The organism is Psychrobacillus sp. BL-248-WT-3, assembly GCF_012843435.1.
In the GTDB taxonomy this organism is placed as follows: domain Bacteria; phylum Bacillota; class Bacilli; order Bacillales_A; family Planococcaceae; genus Psychrobacillus.
Map to the genome: position 1 here is coordinate 157,179 of NZ_JABAFC010000003.1, position 26,666 is coordinate 183,844.

Here is a 26,666-nt window from a genome sequence, read left to right on the forward strand (position 1 = left end):
ATGTTTTTTTATTTGGACAAAATTCTTATTGTCTATTGAAATCTCTGGAATTAACGCTCGCTACTTTTCTGCAAATTAACGGAATTTACTTAATTAATTGACATCGTATGAAGTATTTATGATAGAATTATAGAGAACAAAGGGTACTTTTATATAAAAAGGGAGGAAATGTAAAATATGAAAACTAGACAATTTAAATGGTTAGCAGTCTTAAGCATTTTTGCTTTAGTATTTTTAGCAGCTTGTGGAACTAGTGACTCCGATAGTGGGTCAGACTCGGGTTCTGGGGACTCAGCCAAAACAAAAGCAGATTATAAATTTTTAAGTATATTAACTGGTGGAACGCAAGGTACGTATTACCCACTAGGTGGTACTTTTGCTGATTTAGTTACTGAAGAGACAGGTATAAAAACAACTGCTGAGGTATCTCAAGCTTCCGCTGCGAATATGACAGCTTTACATGAAGATGATGAAGGGCAAATTGCCTTCGTACAAACTGATATCGCTTATTATGGTACAGAAGGAACAGAAATGTTCGAAGGAAACAAGTTAGATACGGTAGTTGCAATTGGTGCACTTTATCCAGAAACGGTTCAACTAGTTACCTTAGCGGATTCAGGAATTAATTCATTTGAGGATCTTAAAGGCAAAAAGGTTTCTGTAGGGGCTCCTGGTTCAGGAACATATGCAAATGCTGAGCAACTTTTAGAAATTCATGGTCTATCAATAGAAGATGATATTGAAGCTCAAAACTTAGATTTTGGTGAATCTACTGATGGGTTATCAACTGGACAAATTCAAGCTGCATTTATCACTGCAGGTTACCCAACTTCCGCAGTGGAAGCTTTAAATGCAACTAAAAAAGTAAATATTATTTCTGTTACAGAAGATAAAGCAAAAGAACTTATTGAAAAATATCCTTATTATGCTGTAGATGCTGTGCCTAAAGGTACTTACGGTCTTTCTGAAGAAGTTCCAGTAGTTTCTGTATTAGCAATGCTAGCAGTTAAGAAAGACCTTCCAGAGGATTTAGTTTATGAAATCACAAAAGCGATTTATGGCAATACAGATAAAATTAGCCATGCTAAAGGTGAATTTATTAAAGCAGAAACAGCTCTAGATGGTATTGGAATAGAAGTTCATCCAGGTGCTCAAAAATATTTTGATGAAGTAAACAAGTAATCATTAGTGAAAAGAGGCTTTGATGCGTACAGCTTCGAGTCTCTTTTCTAATTAAGAGAGGCTTTCCACTTCATGAAAAATAAAATAATTATTGTTCTTATAATGATAACTTTCTCTTTTATCTTTATACCTTTTGTACCTGCCCTCTCCTTTACCGAAACACGTACGGAATTACCAATTACTCATTATCTTCCTTTAAAAAAGGAAAAAGAATTCCAAATTATTTTTACTCATACTATACATAAAACAGATGTTATTGAAAATTACCGGGTACTAAATAACAAGGAAATTCTCTTACTAACAATGGAATATAGTGACGTTGCGATTGGAATGCCGAGCTACGCAGAAGAGGGGCAAACACTTGTATATAAAGATGGTTTATACACTCTATCGTATGCTCATGAAGCGTTGCCTTCTTTTACTATGTTTGTAGGAGATGTTGAAGATCAGCTTTTTTTACAATACCAAAAGAAGAAATACAATTTAAAAGTAAAACTAGAAAAAGGGAAATCTTATTTATTCGAAGTGAAAAAGCTATCATTATTTGACATAGCGAGAGGAGTTAACCTGAATGAGCAATAATAAAGGCAATAAAAAAGAGCGGAATGCAGAAGAAAGTAATTTTAAAGAGTTGTCAGCTGAGGAACAGCAGGCGCTGCTAGAGAAATACGATCCAGAATCTAATACACGTAGTGTAGGTAGTAATTTTAAATATGTTATTTATTTTGGCTTGCTAGCATTCTCTTTATTTCAGTTGTATACGGCAATTTTTGGACAGTATCCAGCGCAAATACAGCGTACTGTTCATTTGGGCTTCGGTTTATTATTTGTATTTTTATTATTCCCAGCTCGTAAGAAACTTTCTAAAACAAAAATACCGTTTTATGATTATATACTAGGAGCAGCGGCAATTTTTGTAGGAAGCCATTGGGTAATTAATTACGAACGACTTGTTAAAAGTTTAGGTGGTCTAGAAACCTTAGACTTTATAGTCGGTTTAGTTGCTATTATATTAGTTTTAGAGGCTGCACGCCGAGCTGTAGGCTTGCCGATCACTATTATAGCAGGGTTATTTTTAGTATATGCCTATTTTGGAGAATACTTCCCTGCGTTTATGGCTCATCGAGGACAAAGCTTAGATAATATCGTTAAGCTAATGTTCTTTTCAACGGATGGAATTCTAGGAACACCGTTAGCAGTTTCCTCTACGTATATTTTTGCATTCCTATTGTTTGGAGCATTTCTAGTTAAAACAGGGGTTGGACAGTATTTTAATGACCTGGCAGTAGCTGTTGCTGGGAAAATGGTTGGAGGCCCTGCAAAGGTTGCAATCTTCTCATCAGCTTTACAAGGAACTATTTCCGGGAGCTCGGTAGCAAACGTTGTTACTTCAGGATCTTACACCATTCCGATGATGAAATCATTAGGCTATAGAAAAGAATTCGCTGGAGCTGTAGAGGCTTCTGCATCAACTGGTGGGCAGTTAATGCCACCGATCATGGGGGCAGCCGCGTTCCTTATGGTAGAATTTATCGGTCGTGGAGTCACCTACTGGGATATTGCGAAAGCCGCAGCAATTCCAGCGCTTCTTTATTTTACAGGAATTTGGATTATGACTCATTTTGAAGCAAAACGTTTGGGTTTAAGTGGGTTAACAGATGAACAAATGCCAGATCGTAAAGAAATCTTTAAAAAGATTTATTTAATCTTACCGATTTTCTTAATCATTATTTTAATGATGACAGGTGTACCTGTTATCCATGCTGCGTTATATGGCGTGGTAGCATGTATAGTTGTAGGTGCGATTAACAAAAGTACACGTTTAGGGCCAAAAGAAATTTTAGATGCTTTAGTAGACGGGGCACGAACTGCACTAGGTGTAGTAGCAGCCACTGCTTGTGCTGGGATTATTGTAGGAGTAGTCGTGAAAACAGGATTAGGTCTTAGTCTAGCAACTAGCTTAGTTAAGCTAGCGGGTGGAAGTATTATACTAACCTTATTCTTCGTTATGATTGCATCTCTAATTTTAGGAATGGGAGCTCCAACAACAGCAAATTATGTTATAACGTCGACTATTGCTGCACCAGCTATCATTACCTTACTAGCACCAGATGTAGCACAAAATGCAATACCACTAGTTGTCATATTGTCTGCTCACTTCTTTGTATTCTATTTTGGAATAGTAGCAGATATAACCCCTCCGGTAGCACTGGCCGCCTTTGCAGCCTCGGGTATTTCTGGTGGAGATCCTATTAAGACAGGTGTTCAATCTTCTAAACTAGCGATTGCCGCCTTTATAATACCTTATATGATTGTATTTTCTCCGACGTTGCTCATGATTGATACGACATTCGGGGAAATTATCTGGGTAACATTCACCGCTGTTACTGGAATGATTTCTATTGGAGCAGGTATGATTGGATATTGGTATCGAAAAGTCAGCTGGATTGAAAGAATACTGGCAATAGGTGCAGGTTTATTGTTAATCTATCCAGAAGGTATTTCTGATATTACAGGGTTAATTATTTTCGCTATATTATTCATCATCCAATTATTTACTCGAGAGAAAAAGGAAAAACAAGCTATTGCTCTATAAAAGCTAAAACCACGAGCTAATTATGGCTCGTGGTTTTATTTCATATGTAAAATTATGAATATATTGGTATAATTAAATTTAACAGAATACATAGAATAGAGGATATATTTATGACGTTAAAATTCATTCAAGCTGGTAAGCATACAAATGATATGATTCATTTTCCTGAATTTGATTTGACAATACAACCCGGAGAGGTAACGGCAATCGTTTCTACAGTAAATGTTAAAGAGCAGCTTTTAAATACATTTCTAGGAAAAACACGACTTTCCAATGGTAAAGTAGATTATCTCCCAGATAAAAAAATAGGTTTTTTCTTTTTACATGAAGGTTGTTATGAACGACTAACGGTAGTTGAAACTTTAAAATATTATCAAAAACTATTTAATTCCTCTGAACAAATAGAAAGCATATTACAAGCAGTGCAGCTAGATGCTCAAAAGAATAAGAAACTAAAGAGTTTGACTTACTCTGAAAGAAAGCGAGTACAGCTTGCATGGTTGCTTATACAAAACCCTGATATATACATAATGGAAGAACCAGATCAAAATCTCGATATCGAGTCGAAAAGGATTCTTTTTTCACTTTTAAGAGAGCTACGTCTAGCAAAAAAAGTAATCTTAATATTAACTGGCCAAGTAGAAAGTGGAGTTGCTTGTTCCGATAATGTATACCGATTAGATGAAAAAGGACTGCGCCCAGTTTTAACTAAGGAAGAAGACAATGGTGAAGTAATAGATAGGAGTGAGCCGACTACTGACAAAATTACCAATACCGATGAAGTAGTAGAAGAAAAAGTAATTCAGCCAATTCGTTTCGAAAAAATACCGACGAAAGTAAATGAAAAAATTGTATTATTTGACCCTCCAGAGATTGATTACATAGAAAGCACAGAAGGACAAACCTATTTACATATTAAAGGGGAAAGCTTTGCATGTTCCTTTACGTTGAATGACTTAGAAGAAAGATTATTGGCTTTTGGTTTCTTTCGCTGCCATCGTTCCTATATAGTAAATTTACAAAAAGTGCGGGAAGTCATTACTTGGACAAGAAACAGTTATAGCTTAGTACTAGATGACTCAGAAAAATCGTCCGTACCACTCTCAAAGACCAAAATGGCGGATTTAAAGGGAATGTTGGGCCTCAAATAAGCTCCATTCACCATAAAAAGGAGTTCATTCATCCTAAAATTAACTCCTTTCACGGTAATTATAATGTCTTTCCATTAAATATCTTCTAATCTTAGGTTGTAGATACGAAATGCTAAACCAAACAATTAGGAGGTTTTCAAATGGAAAATGTAATTGAAGTAAAAGGCCTTGCCAAATATTTTTCCAACTTTAAGGCAGTGGAGGATGTAAACTTTCAAGTAAAAAAAGGTGAAATTTTTGGATTTCTTGGACCAAGTGGTTCTGGTAAAACGACTACTATTAAAATACTAACGGGTCAGCTGGATCCCACAGAAGGGGAAGCGTTCGTTTTTGGCGAAAGTGTATCTAACTTTAAAAAGGCTAGTGAACGAAAGCGATTCGGTGTTCTTACCGATAATAGTGGACTCTATAGTAGATTAACAATTTTTGAAAATTTAAAGCTTTACTGTGAGCTATATGATTTACCGATTTCGAAAGTAGATGAGGCTCTTGGATTCGTTAACTTAAATGAGGCACGTAAGAAAAAAATCGCTGAATTATCTAAAGGAATGGTACAACGTGTAGTACTAGCGAGAGCTATTCTCCATGAGCCAGAGCTTTTGTTTTTAGATGAACCAACGTCTGCGTTAGATCCAACAAACACGTTACATATTTATACCGGCTTACGTGCATTAAATAAAAAAGGAACCACAATCTTTTTAACAACACATGACATGCAGGAGGCTGAAACCCTTTGCGATCGAGTTGCATTTTTAAATAAAGGGAAAATTCAATTATTGGATAAACCTAGCGAGCTGAAGAAACAATTTTCAGATGGAACGATGACCGTTGAGCTAACAAACAATGAAACGATCATAATCAAAAGGGATGAGGCTGGAGCAGATACGATGTTCCAATTGATGAAGGAAAATCGTATTTCCACTGTACATTCCAATGAGCCTACATTAGGTGATATTTTTGTCAAAGTGACTGGAGGAGAATTAATATGACATTTTCATGGAAACGTGTAAACGCAATTTTTCAAAAGGACTTTAAGGAATTTAGTAGAAACATGGCAGTCTCAGTTGTTGTCTTTTTACCTATTTTAATGGCAGCTATTTTTAGCCGGATGGGAATGGATCCATTGTTGAATGGTAATTTGACGATAGGCTTTGCGTTAACAATGGTAGGCTCGTATGTTCAATGCTGCTTGATTGCAGAGGAAAAAGAAAGAAATACATTGCGCGGATTAATGCTATCCCCTGCAAATACGTATGAAATTCTTGGTGGGAAAAGTGCATTATCATTCGTTTTAACAATGATAGTAGCTATTGTTAGTGTAATGCTTGCTGAGTATTCTCCAGCCAACGTACCTGTATTATTATTAGGATTAGCCTTATGTGCGATATTTTTTATAGGCTTAGGTACTTTACTAGGGTTAATAGCAAAATCAGTAATGGAGTCTTCTGTGATCGTGTTGCCAGTTATTTTATTGTTTTCTATGGGAACAGCAATCGAAAGCTTTAGTGATAAATATCCTATTTTAAGTGTAATTGAATATATACCAAACCTTCAGCTATTAGAATTAGCAACTAGGATAGATGCTGGAGCTGGGTTTGGAGAAGTTTGGAGCCATTTAGGTATAATCGCTCTATGGTCAGTAGTAATTTATATCATTACTGCTATTGTTTATAAAAAACAAATGGTAGACTAATAAAAGGAAATGTAAACCGACTGAAATATTAAAATGAATTTGATAAAGAAAAATAATGCCGAATATAGGAGAAGCTTTGTATCCCCCAGAGCTACTCCTTAAGGTATTTAGACGAGAGGATAAAAATAATGTATAGTCCAATTTAATTTAACTCCGTATTAAATGAACGAAATTAATATGGGGGATAATTATGAAACAAAATAAAAATTTTATAGTATTACTAACTAGTCAATCGATTGCAAACCTTGGAGATGTTTTTTATCTAGTAGGTGTTATTAGTGTTTTATATGACTTAACGGGTTCAGCCACCATTTCTTCCATAGTGCCATTTACGATTACTACTGCAATGTTTATTTCTAGTTTAGTGACTCCTTTATTTCTTGGGAAATATAGGCTAAAGTTCTTACTAGTATGGTCACAGGCAGGAAAAACTTTGCTATTAGCATTGTTAGTAGTTTTTCTATTGTTTTTTATGCATTCAACTAATTATTGGTACATTTTCTTTGTAATAGGTGGAATTGCTTTGTTAGATGGCTGTGCCAATCCGATCATGCGAGCTTTCCTACCTCATTATGTGGAAGATGCTCAGCTGATAAAGGCTAATAGTATCGTAGAAACTGTCACTCAGTTATTGCAAATTGGTGCTTGGTTGTTCGGCGGATTGTTACTTTTATTGCTAAGCCCCAATTGGTTAATACTTATAGTATGTGGCTTCTTTTTAGTTTCCACTATACTTATGTGGCTTTTAGAAGATGTAAGTCATGAGGAAAATGAGAAAGATACCCTCTGGAACCAGTTCTCCGAAGGCTGGATTAGTATAAAGAAAACTCCGGTTCTTAAAAAAATTATGCTAATGGATATTCTAGAGACGATAGCAGGGGCTGTTTGGATAGCAGCCATTCTGTATATTTATGTGGAGACTGCCCTCCATGAAGGAGAACAATGGTGGGGCTTTATTAATGGAGCATTTTTTATAGGATTATTAGTAGGAAGCATTATTTGTATGAAATATTCCACTGTGACAGATACCTATAAGCAATATTTTATCGGCTATGGCGCATTCATTAGCGGTATTCTTACCATCCTATTCGGTTCTATAAGTTTTCCATTACTAGCGATTATATTATCTGTAGCTATTGGACTAACTAGCCAATTGAAAAATATACCGCAACAAACAATTATTCAGCGAAGCGTCCCGAAAGAAAAGTTACTAACCGTTTATACATCTTTAGGTACAGTAGGTACTGGGCTGTTTGGTATATCTTCCTTAGCCATAGGTATTGCAGTAGATTTAGTCGGCGTAAGAATAGTATTTATTCTTTCAGGTGTACTACTACTTTTGGTGAGCTTGGTAGTTTTAAAGAATAGAAGGTTGTTTAATTAAAGTTGTCATGCAGGAGCTCAGTTATATTACTGAGCTTTCTGTATGTTGTTGGAACTGTATCAGTTATAATGAGTGTAAACAACGCGAGGTGATTTGCATGGATCGTGATTTCTTAATACATATTACTTCTGAAAGCCTCAAGCTAGTCAGAGTAGAGAACGACTATACCCAAGATAAAATGGCGGATCTACTAGGAATCTCCAAAAAAACATTAGTTCAAATAGAAAAGGGAAGGACACTAGCAAATTGGACGACCACTATCGCTATATGTGCCTTATTCCGTGATAGCCCAACCTTGCAAAATCATATTGGTGGAGATCCTATGGAGGTAATAGAGCTCACTGCCCACGATGTGATTATACGTCCAAAGGATAAAACATTAGGTGGCTATATATGGTGGAAAAATGTTGAAGAAAAAAATGGTTTTCGCTTACAGCAAAATGTACTTAGCAAGCATTTTCGAATAGTAGATGAAGAAAATTATCGAATTCTTAGCACGTTTGATGAAGCGGTAGCAAGAGATAAGTGGAATGTTATTAGTCAGAAAATTTAATGTTGTCTAAAACTCCCCTTTAGTGTAAAATTACACTAAAGGGGAGTTTTGGTATGAAGAATATAAACAAATATCAAATTATAATTATAGTTATTTTCATCAGCGCATTGCTTATTAATTTCATGCCTGCGATTAAATTTCCAGACCATCGGATAAGTATTTTCAACTTAGCTATTTCTGTACTGTTCTTAATAGGCATCCTATATTACTCGAGTGTAAAGGATGGCACTGCTTTATATGGCATTGGATTTGTAGCAACCTTAGTTATATTTGTTGTAAATCTTACGGAAAATCATCTTTTCGATTATGTTGTCTTAGATGTATTAGCTAATATACAATATCCTTTGTATGTTATTTTCGTCATTCCACTTTTTGGACTAAACAAATTATTGAATTTGAGCTACGGAAATTTTTCTTTGATTGTTTCTCTCCTATACCTAACCAGTTTAGCTGGCAGCCTTTTAAAGTATAAGTGGAAGGTGCGGAATACGAGTTTACTTATTTTGGTTCTTTTGTTTTATTGTTTGCCTTTTGGCTACTACGGCATGTATTTGGATTATACAAAAGGGTCATTGCTCGGATACCTATCAATGATTATCATTTGTATAGCTCTAGCGTATATTTGCAAAGCATTTCTATTTGTACCCGTTCTAGTTGTAGGGAATTTATTATCTGCTATTAGTTCTTTATATTTTATACACATGATGGATATAAAAGAGGATTGGGGATATTTTTTTAAACCATTTAGGCAAACAACTATATTTTTTATTATCTTCCTTTTAAATTGCATCCCACAATGGTTTGTCATTAGATCAACTGGTAGGAGGGATAGGAAAAGATGAAAAATTGGTTAGTTATAATTTTAGTTATAAGTTTATGTGTAAATGTATTGCTGTTTGGCAATATTTTCTGGAAAGGGATGTATACACCTAACGAAAAGGATCGGGTCATTTTAGGAGAAATGGTACAATTAGTAATAAGCAGTCAGAAATTTAAAACAATAGACGAATCAGAGGGAGTTCTAGCAGTCAATCAAATGGTTGATAGAAACAAGGGAGGGGTATTTCCTTATCACTATAACGTAATTGTATATACCAGTGAGCAGGCATATATCTTTGGTTGTAAAGATGATAAATGTGACGTAGTGGGATTAGTAGGGACTATGGCTTCTAAATACGAAGATTCGGAGCAACTATTACCGTTCAAATAATAAATCGGAGTTAGTGTTCAGAATGGGATATGAGCAATTCCGCCGTTAGATCTTTGAAACGAATATATTTTTTCCTCGTCTAATTCATAAAAATAAAGAGGGATTATAATGTATAAAATAGGTTTCCTTGTGTCTTTAATAGTTCTGTACTTATGTTTAGTGAGCTGTCAACAAAAGGTTGATAGGAAGGTTGATACCGAACCGTCTGATACGAAACCTTTAGATACAAAAGCCCAAGCTATAGAAGAAGATTTTGTATATCGACTTGTGACAGAAAAAGCAGAGTACGGTAAGAATGAACCTATAAAAATTTATGCTGAATTAGAATATACAGGAGAAAAAGATGAAATTGAAATTTTTCATTCAGCTTCCCCGTTTTCTTTCCCAATGGTTGAAACTACCAGAAACTTTGAAATCGGATACGGAATGGATACTCCATTATTAAGCACTAAACTAAGAAAAGGGGAACCACTCCGTGCAGAATATTGGGGAAGTGGCGGCTACACTTCAGAGGATAAAAAAGAATATGTAGATTTTATAAGTCAAATTATGAATCAGGAATTTCCAGAAGGACGTTATATCGTAAACGGCTCTGCTGATTTTTATGTGAAAGCTAACGAGAAAACTGAACAAAAGAAAAACTATAACCTTAAATTGCAAGTTGAATTTAAGGTTAATAATACTAACTAGAAAAAAATGTTAGATGAAAACAACTACTGTAACGTAAGAAAGGTTGTTAGCCAATTGAAGAAAGTAATAATAGCCATCATTTTATTCGGATTAATTGTAATTGTTCAAAGCGTTCAAGTTATTTACACGACCCATACATTTATTAGGGTGATGAATTTAATATCTACTATCTTCATTTCTGTGGCTATCGGTGCCTTTATTAGAGAAATGTTTATTTTAAAGAAGAGTAAATAAGTAGAATATTTAAAACGTATAAATTAATTTCATTCCTTAACATAGCCAGAAGAAAAAGAGGGCCTTTACGATTTATTTGGTAAGCCATTTAATTTCTAAAGCTTTTTTCTTTGCTAGTTGTAGAATTTGAAGTCTAAATGCTTGCTCGCTCTCTAGCTGTTTGACCATCATTTCAAATGTACTAAAATTACTTATAATATAACCCGTTTTCTCATTGTTAAAGTCATAGTTTCCAAGTATTTTTATTTTTGATAGGTACCAAACTTTATATGTATCGGTAGTAGATTCCAACTTCCTCCATCACTTCCCGCTCTAAAGCCTCCTCCAAACTCTCGCCATTTTCTATACGCCCTCCAATAGTGGTGATTTGCTGTTCTGCCTTGTCCCACGAAAGCATGATCATGCCTTGTTCGGTTATGGGTATACAATGAACACCAGCAATTCTTCTGTCCTTTGGTAGTGAATCCCTATCATTTAGCATCAAATTCCTCCTTACACCTTAAACTATTTCGATATAAATTTGTAAAAACCTCCTTTGAATAATAAAATGAAAAGCGAAAAAATGTTTACTTAATTTACAAATTTTAGAGTATAATAGTATTAACAGATAATTACAATAAATGTTTAAATGGGGGAATTATGGGGTGAAAAACTTATATATCATTTTAGCTACTGTCCTAGTAGAAACAGCTATATTATGGGGAGTTTCTATTCTATTAGATTGGAAATTCGTAGATGTCATTTTTCTTGGTAGTTTAGCGGTATTTGGCCTCATCTGGTTTCTTCAACTTAATTCTAATAGAAATAGCAATGAAGAGAACGCTCATTTGAAAGGCTGGAATGGACAGGATGGTGGCGGGGTTACACCTTTTCAATTTAAATTTAGAGGATCTCCTATTGTATTAGGACTACTGCTATTCATTGTAGTGAGCTTTTGCATAACTGCATTCACTTATTATCCTTATTTTATTGATTAATGAAAGAGGTCTAGGTATGGGACGATTGATAACAGAACAAGAGGATTTATTAATAGTGTTAGACAGTCTTTTAAGGGAGCCAAAATTTTTTTGGGACGATTTTTATCGTGATCGGAAAAGAGAGGTTCCTTTTTTCACGGTAAAGCCTGATGAAAATTTAGTACAATATGTGGAACGAAATATATTTAAACAAGGTAATGTGTTAGAGCTAGGATGTGGACCTGGCAGAAATGCCATTTACTTATCTAATAAAGGATTTGCAGTTGATGCGGTTGATATTTCAAAAGAAACAATACAATGGGCAACCGAGAGAGCAAAAAAAGAAAATATTGATGTTAACTTTATCTGTCAAAATATTTTTGAGCTGAATATTCAGGAAGGTAGCTATGACATTGTCTATGATTCAGGGTGTTTTCACCATATCGCTCCTCATCGGCGAATGAGTTATATCCAACTAATACAGAGAGCACTTAAATTTGGAGGCTATTTTGCTATTACTTGCTTTTCTCCAAATAGCGAATATGGTGGAGCGACAATTTCTGACGAAGAGGTTTATCGTTCACTAAGCTTAAAAGGGGGGCTTGGATATGATGAATCTAAATTACGAGCTATTTTTAAGGAATTTAAGGAGATAGAGATACGACAAATGAGGGAAATAAAGCCACCCGCAGAAACACTTGGCTTAGCTGGTTTTATGACAGCAGTTTTTCAAAAAAAGTAGATTGATGGGAGCAGTTTTATGTCTAAATGGGTACATCAAATGATAGAAACTTCTCGAGGAAATTTTGAGGTGTTTACAAAAGGAAAGGGAGAGCCGGTTTGCGTTACACACAATTACTCTGAATTCAACGATAGTGGTGATTATTTTGCTAATACTTATACAAGTACAAACAAAGTGTTTCTTGTAAACCTGAGAGATGCAGGTAACACAGACAAGCCTAGTTCTCCACACGAATTAAGTATGATTGACGCAGTACTTGATTTAGAGTCCATACGGCAGACCTATGGTTACGAGAAGTGGACCTTTGCTGGACATTCGACAGGTGGAATGATTGGTTTACTTTATGGTATCCATTTTTCTGAATCTCTTAAATCTCTTATTATTGTGGGATCTTCGGCAAGAGAGTTTAGCTCTTCCTCAACTAAGTGTATTTATAATGAAGAACACCCGAATTATGAAAGAATGCAAGAATTAATGCAACTTTTAAAAAATCCACTTCTTACAATAAAAGAACGCTATCAACTCTCAAAAGAAAGAACTCAATTTTCTTTATATAGACCTGATAATTATGAATCATTTTTTTCGAGTAACATACATAAAAAAATATGTGCTAGCAGACTAAACTTTTTTGGGAGAGAGGCTCTGATTTACGACGTGACACGTCAACTTGATAAGGTCAAAACTTCCGTGCATATTTTGTGTGGGAGACATGACGTTCAGTGTCCAGTAGAGTTTTCTTTAGAAATGCATGAAATACTAGAATATTCCACGCTCGATATATTCGAAGAAAGTAATCACTATCCATTCATAGAAGAAAAAGAGTTATTTACACAAGTTATAAATAGGTTTCTCGTAGAATGACTACAGTAAGCAAGTTATGTTCTCTAGAAAGAGAGGCTATATAAATATATGGATAAGTATGGCAATGAATTGTTCACAGGAACAGCTTTGTATTATTCCCGGTACAGACCTCTATATCCAGCTACTCTGATTCGATTTTTAATCCAAAGGTTCGCTTTAGACGGAACGGGACAAATGTTAGATCTAGGGTGTGGTGATGGAAGACTTGCGTTAAGATTTGTCGATTGGTTTGAAAGAATAGTGGGAATAGACCAGGAAGCAGAAATGATTCAGCAGGCTGTCCATTTACAGCAGGAGTCTAGATTTAGTAATATGGAGTGGTTTCTAGGCGATTTGGATAATTATAAAACTAATCATGAGGAATCATTTAAGCTAGTAACAATTGCCAAAGCTTTTCATTGGATGGAACGTGAAAAAACACTTGAACTGTTGTTTAGTATGGTTTCACGAGGAGGCGGTATCGCGGTTATTGACCCTGCTTCCACCAAAGTCACGCCTAGTTTGTGGGAACTCAAAGTGGATGAAGTCATGAAGCATTGGTATGGTGGCGAACGAAGAGCTGGAAATACTGTTTATCGACCGCCGAGTGAGACTTATGAACAGCTTATTAATCGTTCTAACTTTGACTTGGAAACCATTGAGCTTCCACCATATCAACATAGCTGGAACATAGATTCTATAATCGGCAATATATATTCATCCTCCTATGGTGCTAAACATTTTTTAGGTTACAATTCTCATGTGTTTGAAAGGCATTTAAGAGAGGAATTACTAAAAATTGAACCTACTGGACGTTTCGAGGAAAAAATCCAACTTTCAGTCCAATTAGCGCTTAAATAAGGAGTGTTATCACTATGCATAAACAAATTAAAACCTACAAGGAAGCTATACATATAATTGAAGAATTTGGGCTATTGCCCCTTGCGCCTCTTATCCCTGATTATCCTTCATTAGGAAGTATAACTGCTAAAGAAGTCTGGCATTCAGATACCGAATTTGATCCATGGATGTGGAGGACACAATTTTCGATGGATGGAACGGCAGGATACGGCAAGTTTATTAAGAAAAAGTCGGTGCTCATTTCAAGGGAGCTACTCCCATACTTTAAAAGGGTTTTAGGTGAAGAAGATTCAGTAGAACAACGTTTTGCAGATGGCAAACTATCAAGAGAGGCTTTAGTAGTTTTTCAATTAATTCAAGAAGAACAGGGAATAGATACTAGAGTTTTACGGAAAAAGTCGGGTCTGATACAAAAGGAGCAAAAGAAAGTTTTTGAAAATGCATTGTTAGAACTTCAAGGTTATATGGATATCGTAATTGCTGGAATTCAAGAGAAGACAGATGAACATGGAGAGAAAAATGGTTGGAACTCCACAGCCTTTGAAACCTATGATGCATGGACTATCAGAAATGGGATCCAGAAGCTTGGCCATAGTAGACAGGAATCTAAAGACTATTTAATTGCTCATTTTGAGAACAAGTGCAATGAGAATGCGATGAAAAAAATAATTAAAATACTGCAATAGAATGTGGGGGTTCAATGGAGTTTTTATATCATATGGTGCCAAAGAAAATGATTGGCGATGAACTATTACCGCTAAATTATATAAAAGGCTTAGACAACGAGCTTTATAAGCAATATAGCGAGAAATATCGTAACAGTCCAGAAAGGGAAAGTCTTTTGCAGAGGAAAATACCTAAACTAGATTGTTTGTGGAATGATGTTATATTTTTATTGCCACTTCATCCAAACTACATTTTTGAAGCATTGTCCGAGTTAGGGGTAAGCATAAAAAAGGACCTATTATTTTATGAAATCCCAATTGAAAGACTACATGATAACTTAAATGCAATCTATTATTATCGCAAAGACAATTACAAGGGACCATCTTCAGATATACCTGAAGAGGAAGTGGAAATTATTCAAATGGACTCTTTTCCAATGTTAAATGCAATCCCCGAAGATACATTAATCTACTTTGCTGAAGAAAGTAAGAAAGGTATAAACTTCGGGATGTTTGCCTATATTCCTCATGTTTTAAGTCTTGGAAAAATTAATATTTATGGTGTAAATCATGTTAACTGGAGTGAGAAGCAGATTTAAAAAATAGGTATAAACCTAGAAAAAGAACAGCGACTGCTGCTCTTTTTTTTGTATAGAAATTCTAAATTAGCGTATCACACATTTAAGAAGGGTATAATAAATACATAAGAAAAAAGTAATTGATAAGAAAGGAAGGTTCGATGTCAGAAACTCAAAACCAAGCTGGATGGAATCTAGACAATAGTTATACTAGTCTTCCGCCAATGTTTTTTACAATAATAGATCCTAATCCTGTTAGCTCCCCTAAGCTTACCGTTTTAAATCAATCACTAGCCACTGAGCTAGGATTGAATAAAGACTATCTTAAAAGTGAACAAGGTCTACAAATACTAGCTGGAAATAGTGCTCCAGAAGGAAGTAAGCCTCTTGCACAAGCCTATGCTGGTCATCAATTTGGACACTTTACTATGCTAGGAGATGGTCGGGCATTATTGTATGGAGAACAATTAACCCCTGATGGGAAGCGTTTTGATATACAACTAAAAGGCTCTGGTAAAACTCCTTATTCTCGCGGAGGAGATGGAAGAGCTGGACTTGGTCCTATGCTTCGTGAATATATTATTAGTGAAGCGATGCATGGATTAGGAATACCGACGACACGTAGTCTTTCAGTTGTAACTACTGGCGAATCAATAATCCGAGAAACACTTCAACAAGGGGCTGTAATGACGAGAATCGCTAACAGTCATATTCGAGTTGGTACGTTCCAGTTTGCTGCAACCTACGGGACATATGAGGACTTACAGGCACTAGCTGACTACACGATAAACAGACATTATCCTGCGTTGGAGGATAAAGAGAACAAATATTTACTTTTCCTCGAGGAGGTAACGAAGCGTCAAGCATCTCTTATTTCTAAATGGCAGCTAGTAGGGTTTATTCATGGAGTGATGAATACAGATAATATGAGCATCAGCGGAGAGTCTATTGACTATGGTCCATGTGCGTTCATGGACACCTATGATATGAATACTGTATTCAGTTCAATTGATACTCAAGGACGTTACGCATACGGCAACCAACCAGGTATTGGTGGCTGGAATCTGGCTAGACTCGCAGAAAGTTTATTGTCCCTTATTCATGAGGATCAAGAGGAAGCAATAAAACTTGCACAGGAAGTGTTATCTGCCTATCCAGAACATTTCCAAACAAATTACCTAAAAGGCATGAGAGCAAAACTAGGATTATTCCATGAAGAAGAAGGAAATCTAGCCCTCATCCAAGAGCTTCTAGAACTAATGCAGAAGTATAAAGCAGACTATACAAACACCTTCAGAGCTCTAACTATGGAAGAGCTAGATGAAAATGAACTTTTTAAATCTGTTGAATTTAATGATTGGCAAACAAAGTGGCTAGATAGATTAGAAAAACAACAAGAATCAAAACAAGAAGTAATACAAATGATGAAGGAGCATAATCCTACTGTCATTCCGAGAAATCACCGTGTGGAAGAGGCGATAGAGGCAGCGGTTGATAGAGGAGACTATCAAGTGATGGAAAGCTTAGTGTCAGTACTACAAAACCCTTACGACTATTCAGCCGATAACCAAGAGTACTCGAAGCTTCCACCAGACTCAAGCTGTGGATATCAAACTTTCTGTGGAACGTGAAATATAGATTCTAGTTTTGACTTTTATTTAATGAAATTAACTTTCTTAATCAATAAGTATCAACAAGAACCTTCCAAACAAAATATGTTTGGAAGGTTTTTTTTTGATTTAAGTAAAGAGCATCTAAATCATTAGACCTAATAGATTAAGGTAGGTATTATATATCAACTATAATTAAGACTCTTTTAAGACATATCTATAATTACAAAGGGATAATATACTGAAAATTGTAATTATGCTGATAAAGGAGGTTGTTTAATGGGGAGAAAACAATTTATTCGTGCTGTTTCTCTTTTTCTAAGCATCATGTTAATCTTTGCTGTTTTGCCTATGACTAGTTTTGCTAATTCTGTAGAAGAAGATGTAATAGCAAAGCTTAAGGATAGGGGATTTAAGTCACCTGTAAATCTCGGAATAGGTGCCTCAGAAGTTGTTCTATTAAACGCTGCTTTTGGAAAAGAAAATGGAAGAGATGTAGTTTATGCTACAGCGAATGGTGGAGTATTTAATGTAGTAGATGTGAAGGAAAATAAGCTAATATTTTCTCAGCAGCTAGCAAAGGTATCTCAAGTGTGGAGTCATACTATTGCTTCTAATGGGACAGTGTATATTGCTGCACTCGGAGAGGGAAATGTAGGAGAGCTTTGGAGCTATTCCCCAACAACAAAGGTTGTCGAAAAGCTAGGAACACCTAATGCTGGACACCAAGCATGGAGTAGTACTACGGACGATAATGGAAACGCATATATTGGTACGTATGCAGAAGGCGATGGGCGTATCTATAAGTATGATGTTGCCACTAAATCTTTTGTTGACTATGGAAAGATTGATGCTGACAATGCTAGCTATATTCGTTCTCTAGAATATCATGATGGATACTTATATGCTGGTTTAGGAGTGGAAGGCAAAGTCTACCGCATTAATGTAGAAACAATGGAAAAGGAGGATATTACAAAAAATGTACCTGACATTTTAGGGAAGCCTGTCAGCCAAATTAAATTCGTTTACGATATGGCTGTAGTCGGTAACTATCTATTTGCTCGTTTTGATGATGGAGGAGAATCGGCTATACTTTTTTATGATTTAATTAACCAAGAATGGGTGTCAGATAAAAAGCTTGGAAAACTACATGATGGATCGGCAGATGATTTTGGAAGCTTTGGTTTTATCCAGCTACCTGTCAATGGAGATAAAACCTATGTAATTCACAATCGTCACATTGAAGAAGTTGATATCAATACATTAGAGACGCGTGAAACAGGAATTAGATATGGAGCCGGCTTACGAGGAGGGGCATTTGTAGATTTGGGAAGAGAAGATCTTCCAGGTCTCTCTCTAGTAACTATGAATAGGACAGGTCAAATATTTGCTGCAAATCTAGAGACAAATAAAACTGTTACCCTGCCAACGGCTATGCAAGCACTTCCACTTAAACTTCATAACCTTGGGGAAGGTCCAGATGGTAATCTTTATATGACTACTTATCCGGGGGGACCAAAGGGTTCGAAATATAATATCCAAACAGGGCAATTTGTAACGTATTCCCAGGGACAGGCAGAGGGAATTGTAGCAGGAAATGGGAATGATTTATATTTTGGAATCTACGGAGGTGCTGCTATTCAAAGGATGAATACAGAAACAATGGCGTTAGAAACACTTTTTGATCTTAAGCCGGAGCAGCAGGATCGGCCGTACATTATGAAATTTGTAGAAAACAAATTATTAATCGGTACTATACCGGATTATCAAAAGCTTGGCGGGGCACTTACGATTTATGATTCTGTTACGGGAGATAGAAAAACTTATCGTAATGTGGTTCAGGATCAAAGTATTGTTGGATTAGCCTATAAGGACGGTTTAATTTACGGCTCCACTACAGTAAGAGGGGGGCTTGATATTCCTCCGAGCACGTCAAAGGCAAAAATGTTTATATGGGATATGGCAAGCGAGCAAAAATTGAAGGAATTTGAATTAGATATTCCAGAACTAGATGCTCCTCCAATAATTAGCGGATTAACGTTTGATGATAACGGAACATTATGGGGCGCAGTAGACGGCATTATTTTTGCAATGGATCCTGCGACTCATGAAGTGATAAAGTATAAAAATATATATCCAGAGATAAAAAATAGGGGGATGTGGAGACCGGTCCATATTGAAATCGGAAAAGATGGTCTGCTATACACAGATGTAGGTGGAAAGCTTACAGTAATAGACCCTTCCTCTGAAAACTTAGACCATGTTTCATTGATCAATTCAGGACCTGAAATTGACTTTATGGTTCTAGCGAATGACAATGAAGGAAATGAAAATATCTATTATATAGACGGCGATGCAACTCATCTATTTATGATTCCTGTAGTGGATGGTGGAGAAGTTGTAAATCCTGAGGAACCGATTTATGAGACTGTCAATGTTCCGATTAAAAATGCAGGATTCGAAGACAAGGTCAAGAAAGGAAGCATACCAGGTTGGTCATCCTTATTTGGTGCATTTCCATCCAATGCATCCTTTGAAATAAGCGATTTACGTAAAAAATCTGGTAAGAACAGCTTAAAAATTAACGATACCGACCAAAAGCAAACTGTTTTCGCACAAACCGATTCGATTTCTATAAAAGAAGGAATCGAGTATACAGCTTCTACTAATCTCTTTTTAGAAGACGGTAGCGTAAGCTTCTTTATTCGTTATTTTGACGAAAAGGGAATACAAGTAGGTAGTGATCGAGATGGTGAAAATATTATCCATATCCGTAACGGTCATAAGGAATGGCAGACGGTAAAAGCGACCGTTACAGCTCCAGAGGGGGCAAAATATGCTCGTCTATTTGCTGGAACATCCAATTACTTCACTACAACAGCTGCATACTTTGATGATTTTAAGCTGAGCTATGAAAAGGAAGTAAAGAAGCCTGGTAAACCTGGGAAGCCAGATAAACCGGGTAAACCTGAAAAACCAAAGCCAGAGAAGCCCGGAAAACCAGGCAAGTAAGGTATTAGAAAAAGAGGAAAAAGTGAATTTACACTTTCTCCTCTTTTTTAATTTATCTCTTTTTCTTCTTGCCTAGCTCTGCTGCAGCTTTACTTTTTTCTACTATTTTCTCAAATTCTATTTGAACATGCACATGATTGTTATCATTATAGGAGACGTCTAGAACCTTGCACTTGCGACCTTTAATTTTTAAGTCTTCGTCTACTGCAGGAATGTTTCTTAACGCTTGAGTTAATACAATTATATTATTTTCATAAAAATGTACTGCGAACATGTGCTTTTCCCCTTTATCAAATAAATTAATTCTGAAATAGAATCTCTATATTTTATGAGATAGAAAGGAATATAGAACAAGAAAAAGTGACAAGATAAAGTATGGTAGATATTGATTGTATTTATGAAGCAGACCGATCAATTATTTGGAAAAACCGACCGATTAATGAAGTTTACCGACCGATTATTTAGAGAAACCGACCGATTAATGGAGTCAACCGACCGATTATGAGATAAAACCGTCCGATTACCCTCTAAGCATACAAAAAAACGAAAAAGTTACACTGTATGTTTTACTTTTTCGTGGAAGTTTATTATATAGCTGTATGATCACTTTCTAATTTATTGAGCTTTTCATAAATTCTTCTTTTCCTGTAAAGCATGATGCCAGCCTCTGCTATATCTTGGATCATTCCTTTATTTGCAAATGCTCCAAATATAATTCCGGCTATGGGTACCATTTGAAAGAGCTTCTTCCACCCAAATTGATCACGATAGGTGAAAAATACTTCCTGCCAGCCTTTTAACTGGGACAGCATATTTTCTGACGTCGGTTTATTTTCATGAAGAACCGATAATTCATTTAAAATGGATTCTTTTCCAACGATATCAGCAGACGCAAATTGCAGACACTTAATGATAAACACACGCTCCTGTTTGTCGTTTGGATCATACCCATGAATAATCGCAATTTCCTGCAAAGTTTTTAGTGCAGTACCAAGAATCACGGGAATATCGATTGCTAGTGTAAATATGCCACCAACCCCCGTAGTCGCACCCTGAAGAGTAGCAAACTTCACACGTCCTTTTTGTAACCTTTCACTCAGTACGATTATATCTTTTAATGGAATGTTCCCAATATCCTCTATAGACTCAATAGGGTCGTAAGGAGTAGATGATTTAATCTTATTAATCATCGTTTGTTCATTGATTAAGTATTTACCACCCGTTTGTATATAGCTACCTATTTCAGAGACAAGTAAACCAATTTTTTCTTGTATAAAAGCAGGAGTTAACTTATCTAAGACCTTAAAAGGAAGACGTCCGAGCTTTTCCCAAAACCATAAACCCTTCTGATCTTTCTCCCAGGCTTCTATCTCTTCTAAATGTGTAAGAAGATAGTCTTTTGTTTCCATCTATCACTACTCCTTATAATAATATCTTATCACTACTATAATCTAATCTTGTTCAACTTACATACATGACGCGCTTAAATCTTTATTGGTTTCAATATTGTTAAGTTACTTGTGCATTTGTTACAGGTGCCAGGCACCTGTAACAAATGGAAAATATTATTTCGAAATAATTGTTTACCAATTCATAATTTTCGTGTTAAACTAGCATTTATATATAATTAATCATAAAATTTTAACATATCAAAGAGCAGGTACATCGTTAAATATGCTATCATGTTTAATATCGGAGGGAACAACATGAAAAAACTCTTACATAAATGGAACCAAGTAAGTCTCGTTAAACAAATTTTACTGGGTATTCTGATAGGCGTTATTCTAGCTTTAACAATACCTGAAGCTGCAAGCTGGGTTACTATTTTTGGTGCTTTATTTGTTGGTGCTTTGAAGGCTGTTGCACCTATACTTGTCTTGTTCCTAGTTATCCATGCAATTTCTTCTCATAGAAGCGGACAGCAAACGAACATGAAGTCAATTATTATACTTTATGGAATTGGAACATTTCTTGCAGCACTTGTTGGTGTTATTGCAAGCTTCCTATTTCCGGTTACGCTTACGCTTACGACTGGAGTAGAGGATGTTACACCTCCAAGTAATATTTTAGCGGTTTTAGAAACTCTTTTATTTAATGTGGTTGATAATCCTATTAATGCGATTTTAAATGCAAATTATATTGGAATTTTAACATGGGCTATTCTTTTGGGGCTTACTCTGAAGAATGCTGCAGAAACAACGAAAACTGCTATAGCTAATATTTCAGATGCCATTTCACAATTAGTAAAATGGGTGATCAAGCTTGCTCCTATTGGTATTTTAGGGCTGGTTTTTGATGCAATCGCAACGAATGGTCTTTCTGCTTTAATGGAATACGGCCAATTAATTATTATATTATTAGGCTGTATGCTATTTGTAGCTTTAGTTATAAATCCTTTAGTTGTTTACTTATACGTACGGAAAAATCCTTATCCATTAGTATTCCGCACATTAAGAGAAAGTGGAATTACAGCTTTCTTTACACGTAGCTCGGCTGCTAATATTCCTGTAAATATGGAATTGTGTAAAAAGTTAGAGTTGAACAAGGATACATACTCTGTTTCAATTCCTTTGGGAGCTACTATTAACATGGCTGGAGCAGCAGTTACAATAACTGTCTTAACCCTTGCTGCCGTTAATACGTTAGACATAAATGTAGATATTGCAACCGCACTAATTCTTAGTGTTCTTGCTGCTGTTTCTGCTGCAGGAGCATCGGGTGTTGCAGGTGGATCACTTTTACTTATTCCAATGGCATGTAGCTTGTTTGGTATTCCAAACGAAATTGCGATGCAGGTGGTAGGTGTAGGTTTCATCATTGGAGTCATCCAAGATTCATGTGAGACTGCATTAAACTCATCCTCAGATGTATTGTTCACAGCTACTGCTGAATATGCAAAGGATCGTAAAGAAGGAAAAGACGTTATTATTCACTCTTAATAAAAGAAAATCAAGTGCCTCTCTACAATCCGTTGTAGAGGGGTGTTTTTTATACATATTTTAAATGAATAGAAGGATACTAAAGCTAAAGGCCAAAGGAGAATCTTTATGTCCGAGTGTCCACTGTGCAATGCATTCAATGAATTTGAAGAGAACTGTCCAAAGTGTACTAACCCTTTAGAGGACGCTGGCAAGGAAAGTGATTTTCTAGATCCCTATGCTCATTACAACGACCTAGACACCATTAAAATGGCAGACGGTTATTCTCATACAAGCAAGGAAGAAATTTGCCCGCATCTCATTACATGCAATAATTGCGGATACGATGAAGTGAAATTTGTACAAGGAATATGAAACAGCTGAATAATCAGCTGTTTTATTTTTGTGTATTGAAGTAAAATATATGTAATATTGAAAAAAATGATGGAAATAAAAGAATTGAAGTCAAAAGCTTATAGGAATGTTGAGAAAACTGAGGAAATAACGGGTAGCCAGTTCGATAATTAAATGTAACAAAAGGAGAAAAAATTATGAAAAAGCTTTATATAAAGCAAAAGGTATTAAGTCTAAGTGGCAAGTTCACCGTAAAGGATCAGCAGGAGAACGATGTATATTATGTAGAGGGTAGCTTTATGAAAATCCCAAAAACGTTCTCCATTTTGAATACCTCCAGAAATGAAATAGCGCTCATTACGAAAAAAATGTTCAGTTTTTTACCGAAGTTTTTTGTGGAGGTAAACGGAAAAGAAGTGCTAACGATTAAGAAGGAATTCTCTTTCTTGAAGGCTCGTTATTCTATTGATGCTGCAGGCATAGAGGTAAATGGTAACTGGTGGGATATGAACTTTCAGGTGTTACAGCACGGAGAAGTGGTAGGTCAAGTGAGTAAGGAATGGTTCACATGGGGGGATAGCTATCAGGTGGAAATCTGGAAAGAGGACATGGAAGCCATCATCATTTCTCTAGTTATTGCGATTGACTGTGTAAAGGCTGACCAAGCAGCATCTTCATCTGCTACTGCTTCGATTTAAGCTTTAGATTGTCTACAAGCATCTCAAAATATGATTCTTGAATTCGAAAACAAGAATCATATTTTGATAAAAAAAATTTAACCTCCAAGCTTATTATAATAATGCTTCAATATCCTTTTCCATATCAATGGTATCTGTAGTAGATTCATAGCGATGAAGAACGTTACCATTACGATCTAATAGAAACTTAGTGAAGTTCCATTTTATCGAATTTCCTTGCATATAATGTGGTACCTTTTCATTAATGATGGAACTTAGTATTCGAGAAGACGGATGAGAATTGTTAAATCCTTTAAATGGCTTAACTGCCGTTAGGTAATTAAAAAGAGGTTCGGCCTCTTGATCTCTTACTTTTACCTTTGAGAACATTGGGAACTGTACACCAAAATTTATCTTACAAAACTGATTAATGTCTGAGTTACTACCAGGCTCCTGGTCATCGAAGTGATTAGATGGGAATCCGAGGACAACAAACCCCTGCTCCTTATATCTGTCATATAATTTTTGTAAATCTTCATACTGATATGTAAAACCACACTTGCTTGCAGTATTGACGATCAACACTACATTCCCCTTAAATTTTTCTAATGAAACCATGTTACCACCGATATCTGGTAATTTAAAATCAAAATCATAAATACTCATCTTTTCTCCCCTATCTCCATATAAAAACTTATAATAAGAGTACTTAGACCTAATCCGTAAGACTCATATAATTGATTCTATTATAGTTCTTAAATAATTGCCAAATTATTGCTTGGTAGGTTTATAGAATGATCACCCCTTATATTTAAACTGCAACTTATGTGGAAGAAAGAAAGAAAAATCTTTTGTTGTATTAATAATAGGAGAGTTTCTTGAGTCCCAATTTACTTAGGAAAAATCGTAAAAAAATACTAGATAGAGATACCATCTAGTATTTGAAAAAATTATAAATTTTCGTTTTGTTGTTTGATCTCGTCGCCAGTTAGAATGATATTCGCCTCTTCAAGTGCTTTATGTTTATCAACCGAGTCACCAGGAATATGGTTACCGTTTGGATAGGTAGACCCGTTTTCAATCGTTATTTTTTCTTTTTTAGGTGCTTTTGTAATAAAGTCATCCTGTTTTTTCATTTTTTCACTCCCTATTCATTATTAGCAACGTTTACCAATCTACTATTCCTGCTTTATTATTATGGACATCCTTTTAATAGACATACGTTTGGATCAATGAAAGATGGAATATGTCCACAATCTCGAAAAAATATATAGGAGGAATTACAATGAATCGCATAAATATTATCACACTTGGGACAAAAGATATTGTCCGTGCACATGAATTTTATAAGAAGCTAGGATTTGTTACTTCTGTAAGAGGACCAGAATCAAATCCACATATCATCTTCTTTAAAAATGAAGGTACTAAAATAGCTTTATATCCATTGGATGAACTTTCAAAAGACATAAATTCAGATAATCCACCGAATGTGTCCAATGGATTTACAGGCTTCACACTTGCTTATAACGCAAAAACAAAAGAAGAAGTAGACGAATTAATGAAAATGGCCTATTTAGCAGGCGCAACTATCCAAAAAGTAGCTCAAGCAACAGATTGGGGTGGCTACGGTGGCTACTTTACTGACCTAGACGGTTATTATTGGGAGATTGCCTACGCAGATACATGGGAGTTTGATGAAAATAATATGTTAATTATTGAAGATTAGCAGATAGGAGACTAAAATGGATAAGTTTGTTTTTATATTTGGACCCTAAGCAGTGGGCAAGATGACAGTTGGACAGGAGCTTGCGAGGGAAACAGGTCTAAAGCTGTTGTAAAAGGAGATAACTCATGCATTTAAAGATTAATGGAAAAGAGCTATACATCGAAGTAAGTGAAAACACTAGTGACAAGGCAGTCTTATTTTTACATGGTGGACCTGGAGGGAGCTGTTTTGAATTTACATATCATCAAGCTAAAAGACTAGGTCATCGCTTTAAGTTAATAGCAATGGACCAAAGGGGTGTTTGTAGATCGGAGGCTATTCATGATGGAGAGTCATTTAGTCTTAATGATTTAATAGATGATTGCGAGGAGCTTCGCAAACACTTAGGAATTCAAAGATGGTCTATTATAGGGCATTCCTTTGGAGGTTATCTAGCTACTTTATATGCTCACCGATACCCTAATTTTATTGAAAAAGTAATCTTTGAAGCTCCTACATTTGATTTTGGGCTGACTGGAAAAGCGCTCCTCTTAAAGACGGCAGACTTGTTTAAAAAATATCAACAGTCCGACCTACAAGAAAAGTGCCTGAAGCTCGCCAATAGTTCCTCATCACCAAAGGAGCTTGTTGAAGGGTTTACAGAACTAAGCACCTTTTTAGAGGATAAAAGAATGCACATATATACTTATAATTTTAGTAATCACACGGATACAACAGTTTATTCAGAGGACCAATGGGAAAGTTTTTATGATAAATCAGAGATCCATTTTAATCGTTTGAAAGAAGAAGGAAAAATTTTTACATCAGTTTTACACTTGCTAAAAGAAATAAAAATACCATGCTTACTCATGTTAGGTGAGCACGATGTGGTTACTTGTCCTATACAAGTAGAAGTCTTTAACAAAGATGTTTCCCAAGGAGAAGTGGTCTTGATAGAAAATTGTGGACATACCCCACATTACGAAACCCCGGAGGAATACTGTGAACTTGTAACCCGTTTTTTGATGGAATAGACATTATGGAAAGTGGAGGAA

31 protein-coding genes and 1 pseudogene are annotated in these 26,666 nt (G+C 35.7%); 26 read left to right on the forward strand and 6 right to left on the reverse strand.

Annotated elements, in window-relative coordinates; translation table 11 throughout:
* The first annotated feature begins 177 nt into the window (after positions 1-177).
* The 12 genes from HF876_RS03500 to HF876_RS03555 all read left to right on the forward strand — a co-directional run bounded on the left by HF876_RS03500 (position 178) and on the right by HF876_RS03555 (position 10,693).
* Complete coding sequence (locus HF876_RS03500; protein ID WP_169358662.1) at positions 178-1,182, forward strand: TAXI family TRAP transporter solute-binding subunit; 1,005 nt, start codon at positions 178-180, stop codon at positions 1,180-1,182.
* Between the two features lie 72 nt (positions 1,183-1,254).
* Positions 1,255-1,764, forward strand: a complete 510-nt coding sequence (locus HF876_RS03505) for a DUF1850 domain-containing protein (protein WP_169358663.1) — start codon at positions 1,255-1,257, stop codon at positions 1,762-1,764.
* Complete coding sequence (locus HF876_RS03510; RefSeq protein ID WP_169358664.1) at positions 1,754-3,778, forward strand: TRAP transporter permease; 2,025 nt, start codon at positions 1,754-1,756, stop codon at positions 3,776-3,778. Before HF876_RS03505 ends, HF876_RS03510 begins: the two co-directional genes overlap by 11 nt.
* 110 nt (positions 3,779-3,888) lie before the next feature.
* A complete protein-coding gene (locus HF876_RS03515; RefSeq protein ID WP_169358665.1) occupies positions 3,889-4,929 on the forward strand; it encodes a LytTR family transcriptional regulator DNA-binding domain-containing protein in 1,041 nt (346 codons plus the stop codon).
* Positions 4,930-5,069: 140 nt separating this feature from the next.
* Positions 5,070-5,918: an ABC transporter ATP-binding protein gene (locus HF876_RS03520; protein ID WP_169358666.1), complete on the forward strand. Its 849-nt coding sequence runs from the start codon at positions 5,070-5,072 to the stop codon at positions 5,916-5,918.
* Positions 5,915-6,622 (forward strand): ABC transporter permease, encoded by a 708-nt coding sequence (locus HF876_RS03525; protein ID WP_169358667.1) that lies wholly within the window; start codon positions 5,915-5,917, stop codon positions 6,620-6,622. Before HF876_RS03520 ends, HF876_RS03525 begins: the two co-directional genes overlap by 4 nt.
* Positions 6,623-6,812: 190 nt before the next feature.
* Entirely contained in the window at positions 6,813-8,006 is a 1,194-nt protein-coding gene (locus HF876_RS03530) for an MFS transporter (RefSeq protein WP_169358668.1), read from the forward strand.
* Between the two features lie 97 nt (positions 8,007-8,103).
* Positions 8,104-8,559, forward strand: coding sequence for a helix-turn-helix transcriptional regulator (locus HF876_RS03535; protein ID WP_169358669.1), 456 nt, complete (start codon positions 8,104-8,106; stop codon positions 8,557-8,559).
* A gap of 53 nt (positions 8,560-8,612) precedes the next feature.
* A complete protein-coding gene (locus tag HF876_RS03540) occupies positions 8,613-9,401 on the forward strand; it encodes a hypothetical protein (protein ID WP_169358670.1) in 789 nt (262 codons plus the stop codon).
* Positions 9,398-9,769 (forward strand): hypothetical protein, encoded by a 372-nt coding sequence (locus HF876_RS03545; protein WP_169358671.1) that lies wholly within the window; start codon positions 9,398-9,400, stop codon positions 9,767-9,769. Before HF876_RS03540 ends, HF876_RS03545 begins: the two co-directional genes overlap by 4 nt.
* A 108-nt stretch (positions 9,770-9,877) precedes the next feature.
* Entirely contained in the window at positions 9,878-10,459 is a 582-nt protein-coding gene (locus HF876_RS03550) for a hypothetical protein (RefSeq protein ID WP_169358672.1), read from the forward strand.
* A 54-nt stretch (positions 10,460-10,513) separates the two neighbouring features.
* The gene (locus tag HF876_RS03555) at positions 10,514-10,693 is read left to right on the forward strand and encodes a hypothetical protein (RefSeq protein WP_240949605.1); all 180 of its coding nucleotides are present in this window, start codon (positions 10,514-10,516) and stop codon (positions 10,691-10,693) included.
* A gap of 72 nt (positions 10,694-10,765) precedes the next feature.
* Here HF876_RS03555 and HF876_RS03560 read toward each other — a convergent pair whose 3' ends face one another.
* Both HF876_RS03560 and HF876_RS03565 read right to left on the reverse strand, forming a co-directional pair.
* Entirely contained in the window at positions 10,766-10,984 is a 219-nt protein-coding gene (locus tag HF876_RS03560; RefSeq protein WP_169358674.1) for a hypothetical protein, read from the reverse strand.
* Positions 10,959-11,174, reverse strand: coding sequence for an NUDIX hydrolase (locus HF876_RS03565; protein WP_169358675.1), 216 nt, complete (start codon positions 11,172-11,174; stop codon positions 10,959-10,961). The genes HF876_RS03560 and HF876_RS03565 overlap by 26 nt, the downstream gene beginning before the upstream one ends.
* 163 nt (positions 11,175-11,337) lie before the next feature.
* Between HF876_RS03565 and HF876_RS03570 the strand changes: the two genes are divergently transcribed.
* From HF876_RS03570 to HF876_RS03605, 8 genes are all read left to right on the forward strand, one after another.
* The gene (locus tag HF876_RS03570) at positions 11,338-11,670 is read left to right on the forward strand and encodes a hypothetical protein (protein WP_169358676.1); all 333 of its coding nucleotides are present in this window, start codon (positions 11,338-11,340) and stop codon (positions 11,668-11,670) included.
* A gap of 16 nt (positions 11,671-11,686) precedes the next feature.
* Positions 11,687-12,391, forward strand: a complete 705-nt coding sequence (locus HF876_RS03575; RefSeq protein WP_169358677.1) for a class I SAM-dependent methyltransferase — start codon at positions 11,687-11,689, stop codon at positions 12,389-12,391.
* An 18-nt stretch (positions 12,392-12,409) separates the two neighbouring features.
* Positions 12,410-13,252 (forward strand): alpha/beta fold hydrolase, encoded by an 843-nt coding sequence (locus tag HF876_RS03580; RefSeq protein WP_169358678.1) that lies wholly within the window; start codon positions 12,410-12,412, stop codon positions 13,250-13,252.
* 48 nt (positions 13,253-13,300) lie between these two features.
* Positions 13,301-14,092: a class I SAM-dependent methyltransferase gene (locus tag HF876_RS03585; protein ID WP_169358679.1), complete on the forward strand. Its 792-nt coding sequence runs from the start codon at positions 13,301-13,303 to the stop codon at positions 14,090-14,092.
* A gap of 14 nt (positions 14,093-14,106) precedes the next feature.
* A complete protein-coding gene (locus tag HF876_RS03590) occupies positions 14,107-14,778 on the forward strand; it encodes an AlkZ-related protein (protein WP_169358680.1) in 672 nt (223 codons plus the stop codon).
* A 14-nt stretch (positions 14,779-14,792) separates the two neighbouring features.
* Positions 14,793-15,356 (forward strand): group-specific protein, encoded by a 564-nt coding sequence (locus HF876_RS03595; RefSeq protein ID WP_169358681.1) that lies wholly within the window; start codon positions 14,793-14,795, stop codon positions 15,354-15,356.
* 140 nt (positions 15,357-15,496) lie between these two features.
* Entirely contained in the window at positions 15,497-16,966 is a 1,470-nt protein-coding gene (locus HF876_RS03600; protein WP_169358682.1) for a protein adenylyltransferase SelO, read from the forward strand.
* Between the two features lie 258 nt (positions 16,967-17,224).
* Positions 17,225-19,957, forward strand: a complete 2,733-nt coding sequence (locus tag HF876_RS03605) for a carbohydrate binding domain-containing protein (RefSeq protein ID WP_169358683.1) — start codon at positions 17,225-17,227, stop codon at positions 19,955-19,957.
* Between the two features lie 52 nt (positions 19,958-20,009).
* On the opposite strand, the gene HF876_RS03610 is transcribed toward HF876_RS03605, so the two are convergent.
* Positions 20,010-20,231 (reverse strand): hypothetical protein, encoded by a 222-nt coding sequence (locus tag HF876_RS03610; protein WP_169358684.1) that lies wholly within the window; start codon positions 20,229-20,231, stop codon positions 20,010-20,012.
* Positions 20,232-20,544: 313 nt separating this feature from the next.
* On the reverse strand, positions 20,545-21,366 hold the full coding sequence (locus tag HF876_RS03615) for an EcsC family protein (protein ID WP_169358685.1): 822 nt from the start codon (positions 21,364-21,366) through the stop codon (positions 20,545-20,547).
* Positions 21,367-21,663: 297 nt separating this feature from the next.
* On the opposite strand from HF876_RS03615, the gene sstT reads away from it, so the two are divergent.
* From sstT to HF876_RS03630, 3 genes are all read left to right on the forward strand, one after another.
* The gene (gene sstT, locus HF876_RS03620) at positions 21,664-22,896 is read left to right on the forward strand and encodes a serine/threonine transporter SstT (protein WP_169358686.1); all 1,233 of its coding nucleotides are present in this window, start codon (positions 21,664-21,666) and stop codon (positions 22,894-22,896) included.
* Positions 22,897-23,004: 108 nt separating this feature from the next.
* Positions 23,005-23,250, forward strand: coding sequence for a hypothetical protein (locus tag HF876_RS03625; RefSeq protein WP_169358687.1), 246 nt, complete (start codon positions 23,005-23,007; stop codon positions 23,248-23,250).
* A gap of 176 nt (positions 23,251-23,426) precedes the next feature.
* A complete protein-coding gene (locus HF876_RS03630; RefSeq protein WP_169358688.1) occupies positions 23,427-23,927 on the forward strand; it encodes an LURP-one-related/scramblase family protein in 501 nt (166 codons plus the stop codon).
* Between the two features lie 93 nt (positions 23,928-24,020).
* On the opposite strand, the gene HF876_RS03635 is transcribed toward HF876_RS03630, so the two are convergent.
* Complete coding sequence (locus HF876_RS03635; RefSeq protein ID WP_169358689.1) at positions 24,021-24,572, reverse strand: glutathione peroxidase; 552 nt, start codon at positions 24,570-24,572, stop codon at positions 24,021-24,023.
* Positions 24,573-24,856: 284 nt separating this feature from the next.
* Positions 24,857-25,042, reverse strand: coding sequence for a hypothetical protein (locus HF876_RS03640; RefSeq protein WP_169358690.1), 186 nt, complete (start codon positions 25,040-25,042; stop codon positions 24,857-24,859).
* A gap of 149 nt (positions 25,043-25,191) precedes the next feature.
* On the opposite strand from HF876_RS03640, the gene HF876_RS03645 reads away from it, so the two are divergent.
* The 3 genes and pseudogenes from HF876_RS03645 (at position 25,192) to HF876_RS03650 (ending at position 26,645) form a co-directional block, all read left to right on the forward strand.
* Entirely contained in the window at positions 25,192-25,632 is a 441-nt protein-coding gene (locus tag HF876_RS03645) for a VOC family protein (protein WP_169358691.1), read from the forward strand.
* A gap of 16 nt (positions 25,633-25,648) precedes the next feature.
* Positions 25,649-25,738, forward strand: a pseudogene (locus HF876_RS19230) (shikimate kinase); the annotation flags it as partial.
* A 19-nt stretch (positions 25,739-25,757) separates the two neighbouring features.
* Positions 25,758-26,645 carry an alpha/beta fold hydrolase gene (locus HF876_RS03650; RefSeq protein WP_169358692.1) on the forward strand — a complete coding sequence of 296 codons (888 nt, stop codon included), beginning with the start codon at positions 25,758-25,760 and terminating at the stop codon, positions 26,643-26,645.
* Positions 26,646-26,666: the final 21 nt, after the last annotated feature.

What these genes read in the sequence shown, in the direction of transcription:
- HF876_RS03600 (WP_169358682.1), top strand. Translation starts at nt 15,497, where the DNA reads ATGTCAGAAACTCAAAACCAAGCTGGATGGAATCTAGACAATAGTTAT.
- HF876_RS03610 (WP_169358684.1), bottom strand. Translation starts at nt 20,231, where the DNA reads ATGTTCGCAGTACATTTTTATGAAAATAATATAATTGTATTAACTCAA.
- HF876_RS03505 (WP_169358663.1), top strand. Translation starts at nt 1,255, where the DNA reads ATGAAAAATAAAATAATTATTGTTCTTATAATGATAACTTTCTCTTTT.
- HF876_RS03540 (WP_169358670.1), top strand. Translation starts at nt 8,613, where the DNA reads ATGAAGAATATAAACAAATATCAAATTATAATTATAGTTATTTTCATC.
- HF876_RS03640 (WP_169358690.1), bottom strand. Translation starts at nt 25,042, where the DNA reads ATGAAAAAACAGGATGACTTTATTACAAAAGCACCTAAAAAAGAAAAA.
- HF876_RS03530 (WP_169358668.1), top strand. Translation starts at nt 6,813, where the DNA reads ATGAAACAAAATAAAAATTTTATAGTATTACTAACTAGTCAATCGATT.
- HF876_RS03630 (WP_169358688.1), top strand. Translation starts at nt 23,427, where the DNA reads ATGAAAAAGCTTTATATAAAGCAAAAGGTATTAAGTCTAAGTGGCAAG.
- HF876_RS03625 (WP_169358687.1), top strand. Translation starts at nt 23,005, where the DNA reads ATGTCCGAGTGTCCACTGTGCAATGCATTCAATGAATTTGAAGAGAAC.
- HF876_RS03535 (WP_169358669.1), top strand. Translation starts at nt 8,104, where the DNA reads ATGGATCGTGATTTCTTAATACATATTACTTCTGAAAGCCTCAAGCTA.
- HF876_RS03510 (WP_169358664.1), top strand. Translation starts at nt 1,754, where the DNA reads ATGAGCAATAATAAAGGCAATAAAAAAGAGCGGAATGCAGAAGAAAGT.
- HF876_RS03500 (WP_169358662.1), top strand. Translation starts at nt 178, where the DNA reads ATGAAAACTAGACAATTTAAATGGTTAGCAGTCTTAAGCATTTTTGCT.
- HF876_RS03650 (WP_169358692.1), top strand. Translation starts at nt 25,758, where the DNA reads ATGCATTTAAAGATTAATGGAAAAGAGCTATACATCGAAGTAAGTGAA.
- sstT (WP_169358686.1), top strand. Translation starts at nt 21,664, where the DNA reads ATGAAAAAACTCTTACATAAATGGAACCAAGTAAGTCTCGTTAAACAA.
- HF876_RS03550 (WP_169358672.1), top strand. Translation starts at nt 9,878, where the DNA reads ATGTATAAAATAGGTTTCCTTGTGTCTTTAATAGTTCTGTACTTATGT.
- HF876_RS03515 (WP_169358665.1), top strand. Translation starts at nt 3,889, where the DNA reads ATGACGTTAAAATTCATTCAAGCTGGTAAGCATACAAATGATATGATT.
- HF876_RS03585 (WP_169358679.1), top strand. Translation starts at nt 13,301, where the DNA reads ATGGATAAGTATGGCAATGAATTGTTCACAGGAACAGCTTTGTATTAT.
- HF876_RS03615 (WP_169358685.1), bottom strand. Translation starts at nt 21,366, where the DNA reads ATGGAAACAAAAGACTATCTTCTTACACATTTAGAAGAGATAGAAGCC.
- HF876_RS03605 (WP_169358683.1), top strand. Translation starts at nt 17,225, where the DNA reads ATGGGGAGAAAACAATTTATTCGTGCTGTTTCTCTTTTTCTAAGCATC.
- HF876_RS03520 (WP_169358666.1), top strand. Translation starts at nt 5,070, where the DNA reads ATGGAAAATGTAATTGAAGTAAAAGGCCTTGCCAAATATTTTTCCAAC.
- HF876_RS03525 (WP_169358667.1), top strand. Translation starts at nt 5,915, where the DNA reads ATGACATTTTCATGGAAACGTGTAAACGCAATTTTTCAAAAGGACTTT.
- HF876_RS03595 (WP_169358681.1), top strand. Translation starts at nt 14,793, where the DNA reads ATGGAGTTTTTATATCATATGGTGCCAAAGAAAATGATTGGCGATGAA.
- HF876_RS03635 (WP_169358689.1), bottom strand. Translation starts at nt 24,572, where the DNA reads ATGAGTATTTATGATTTTGATTTTAAATTACCAGATATCGGTGGTAAC.
- HF876_RS03580 (WP_169358678.1), top strand. Translation starts at nt 12,410, where the DNA reads ATGTCTAAATGGGTACATCAAATGATAGAAACTTCTCGAGGAAATTTT.
- HF876_RS03545 (WP_169358671.1), top strand. Translation starts at nt 9,398, where the DNA reads ATGAAAAATTGGTTAGTTATAATTTTAGTTATAAGTTTATGTGTAAAT.
- HF876_RS03590 (WP_169358680.1), top strand. Translation starts at nt 14,107, where the DNA reads ATGCATAAACAAATTAAAACCTACAAGGAAGCTATACATATAATTGAA.
- HF876_RS03645 (WP_169358691.1), top strand. Translation starts at nt 25,192, where the DNA reads ATGAATCGCATAAATATTATCACACTTGGGACAAAAGATATTGTCCGT.
- HF876_RS03575 (WP_169358677.1), top strand. Translation starts at nt 11,687, where the DNA reads ATGGGACGATTGATAACAGAACAAGAGGATTTATTAATAGTGTTAGAC.
- HF876_RS03565 (WP_169358675.1), bottom strand. Translation starts at nt 11,174, where the DNA reads ATGCTAAATGATAGGGATTCACTACCAAAGGACAGAAGAATTGCTGGT.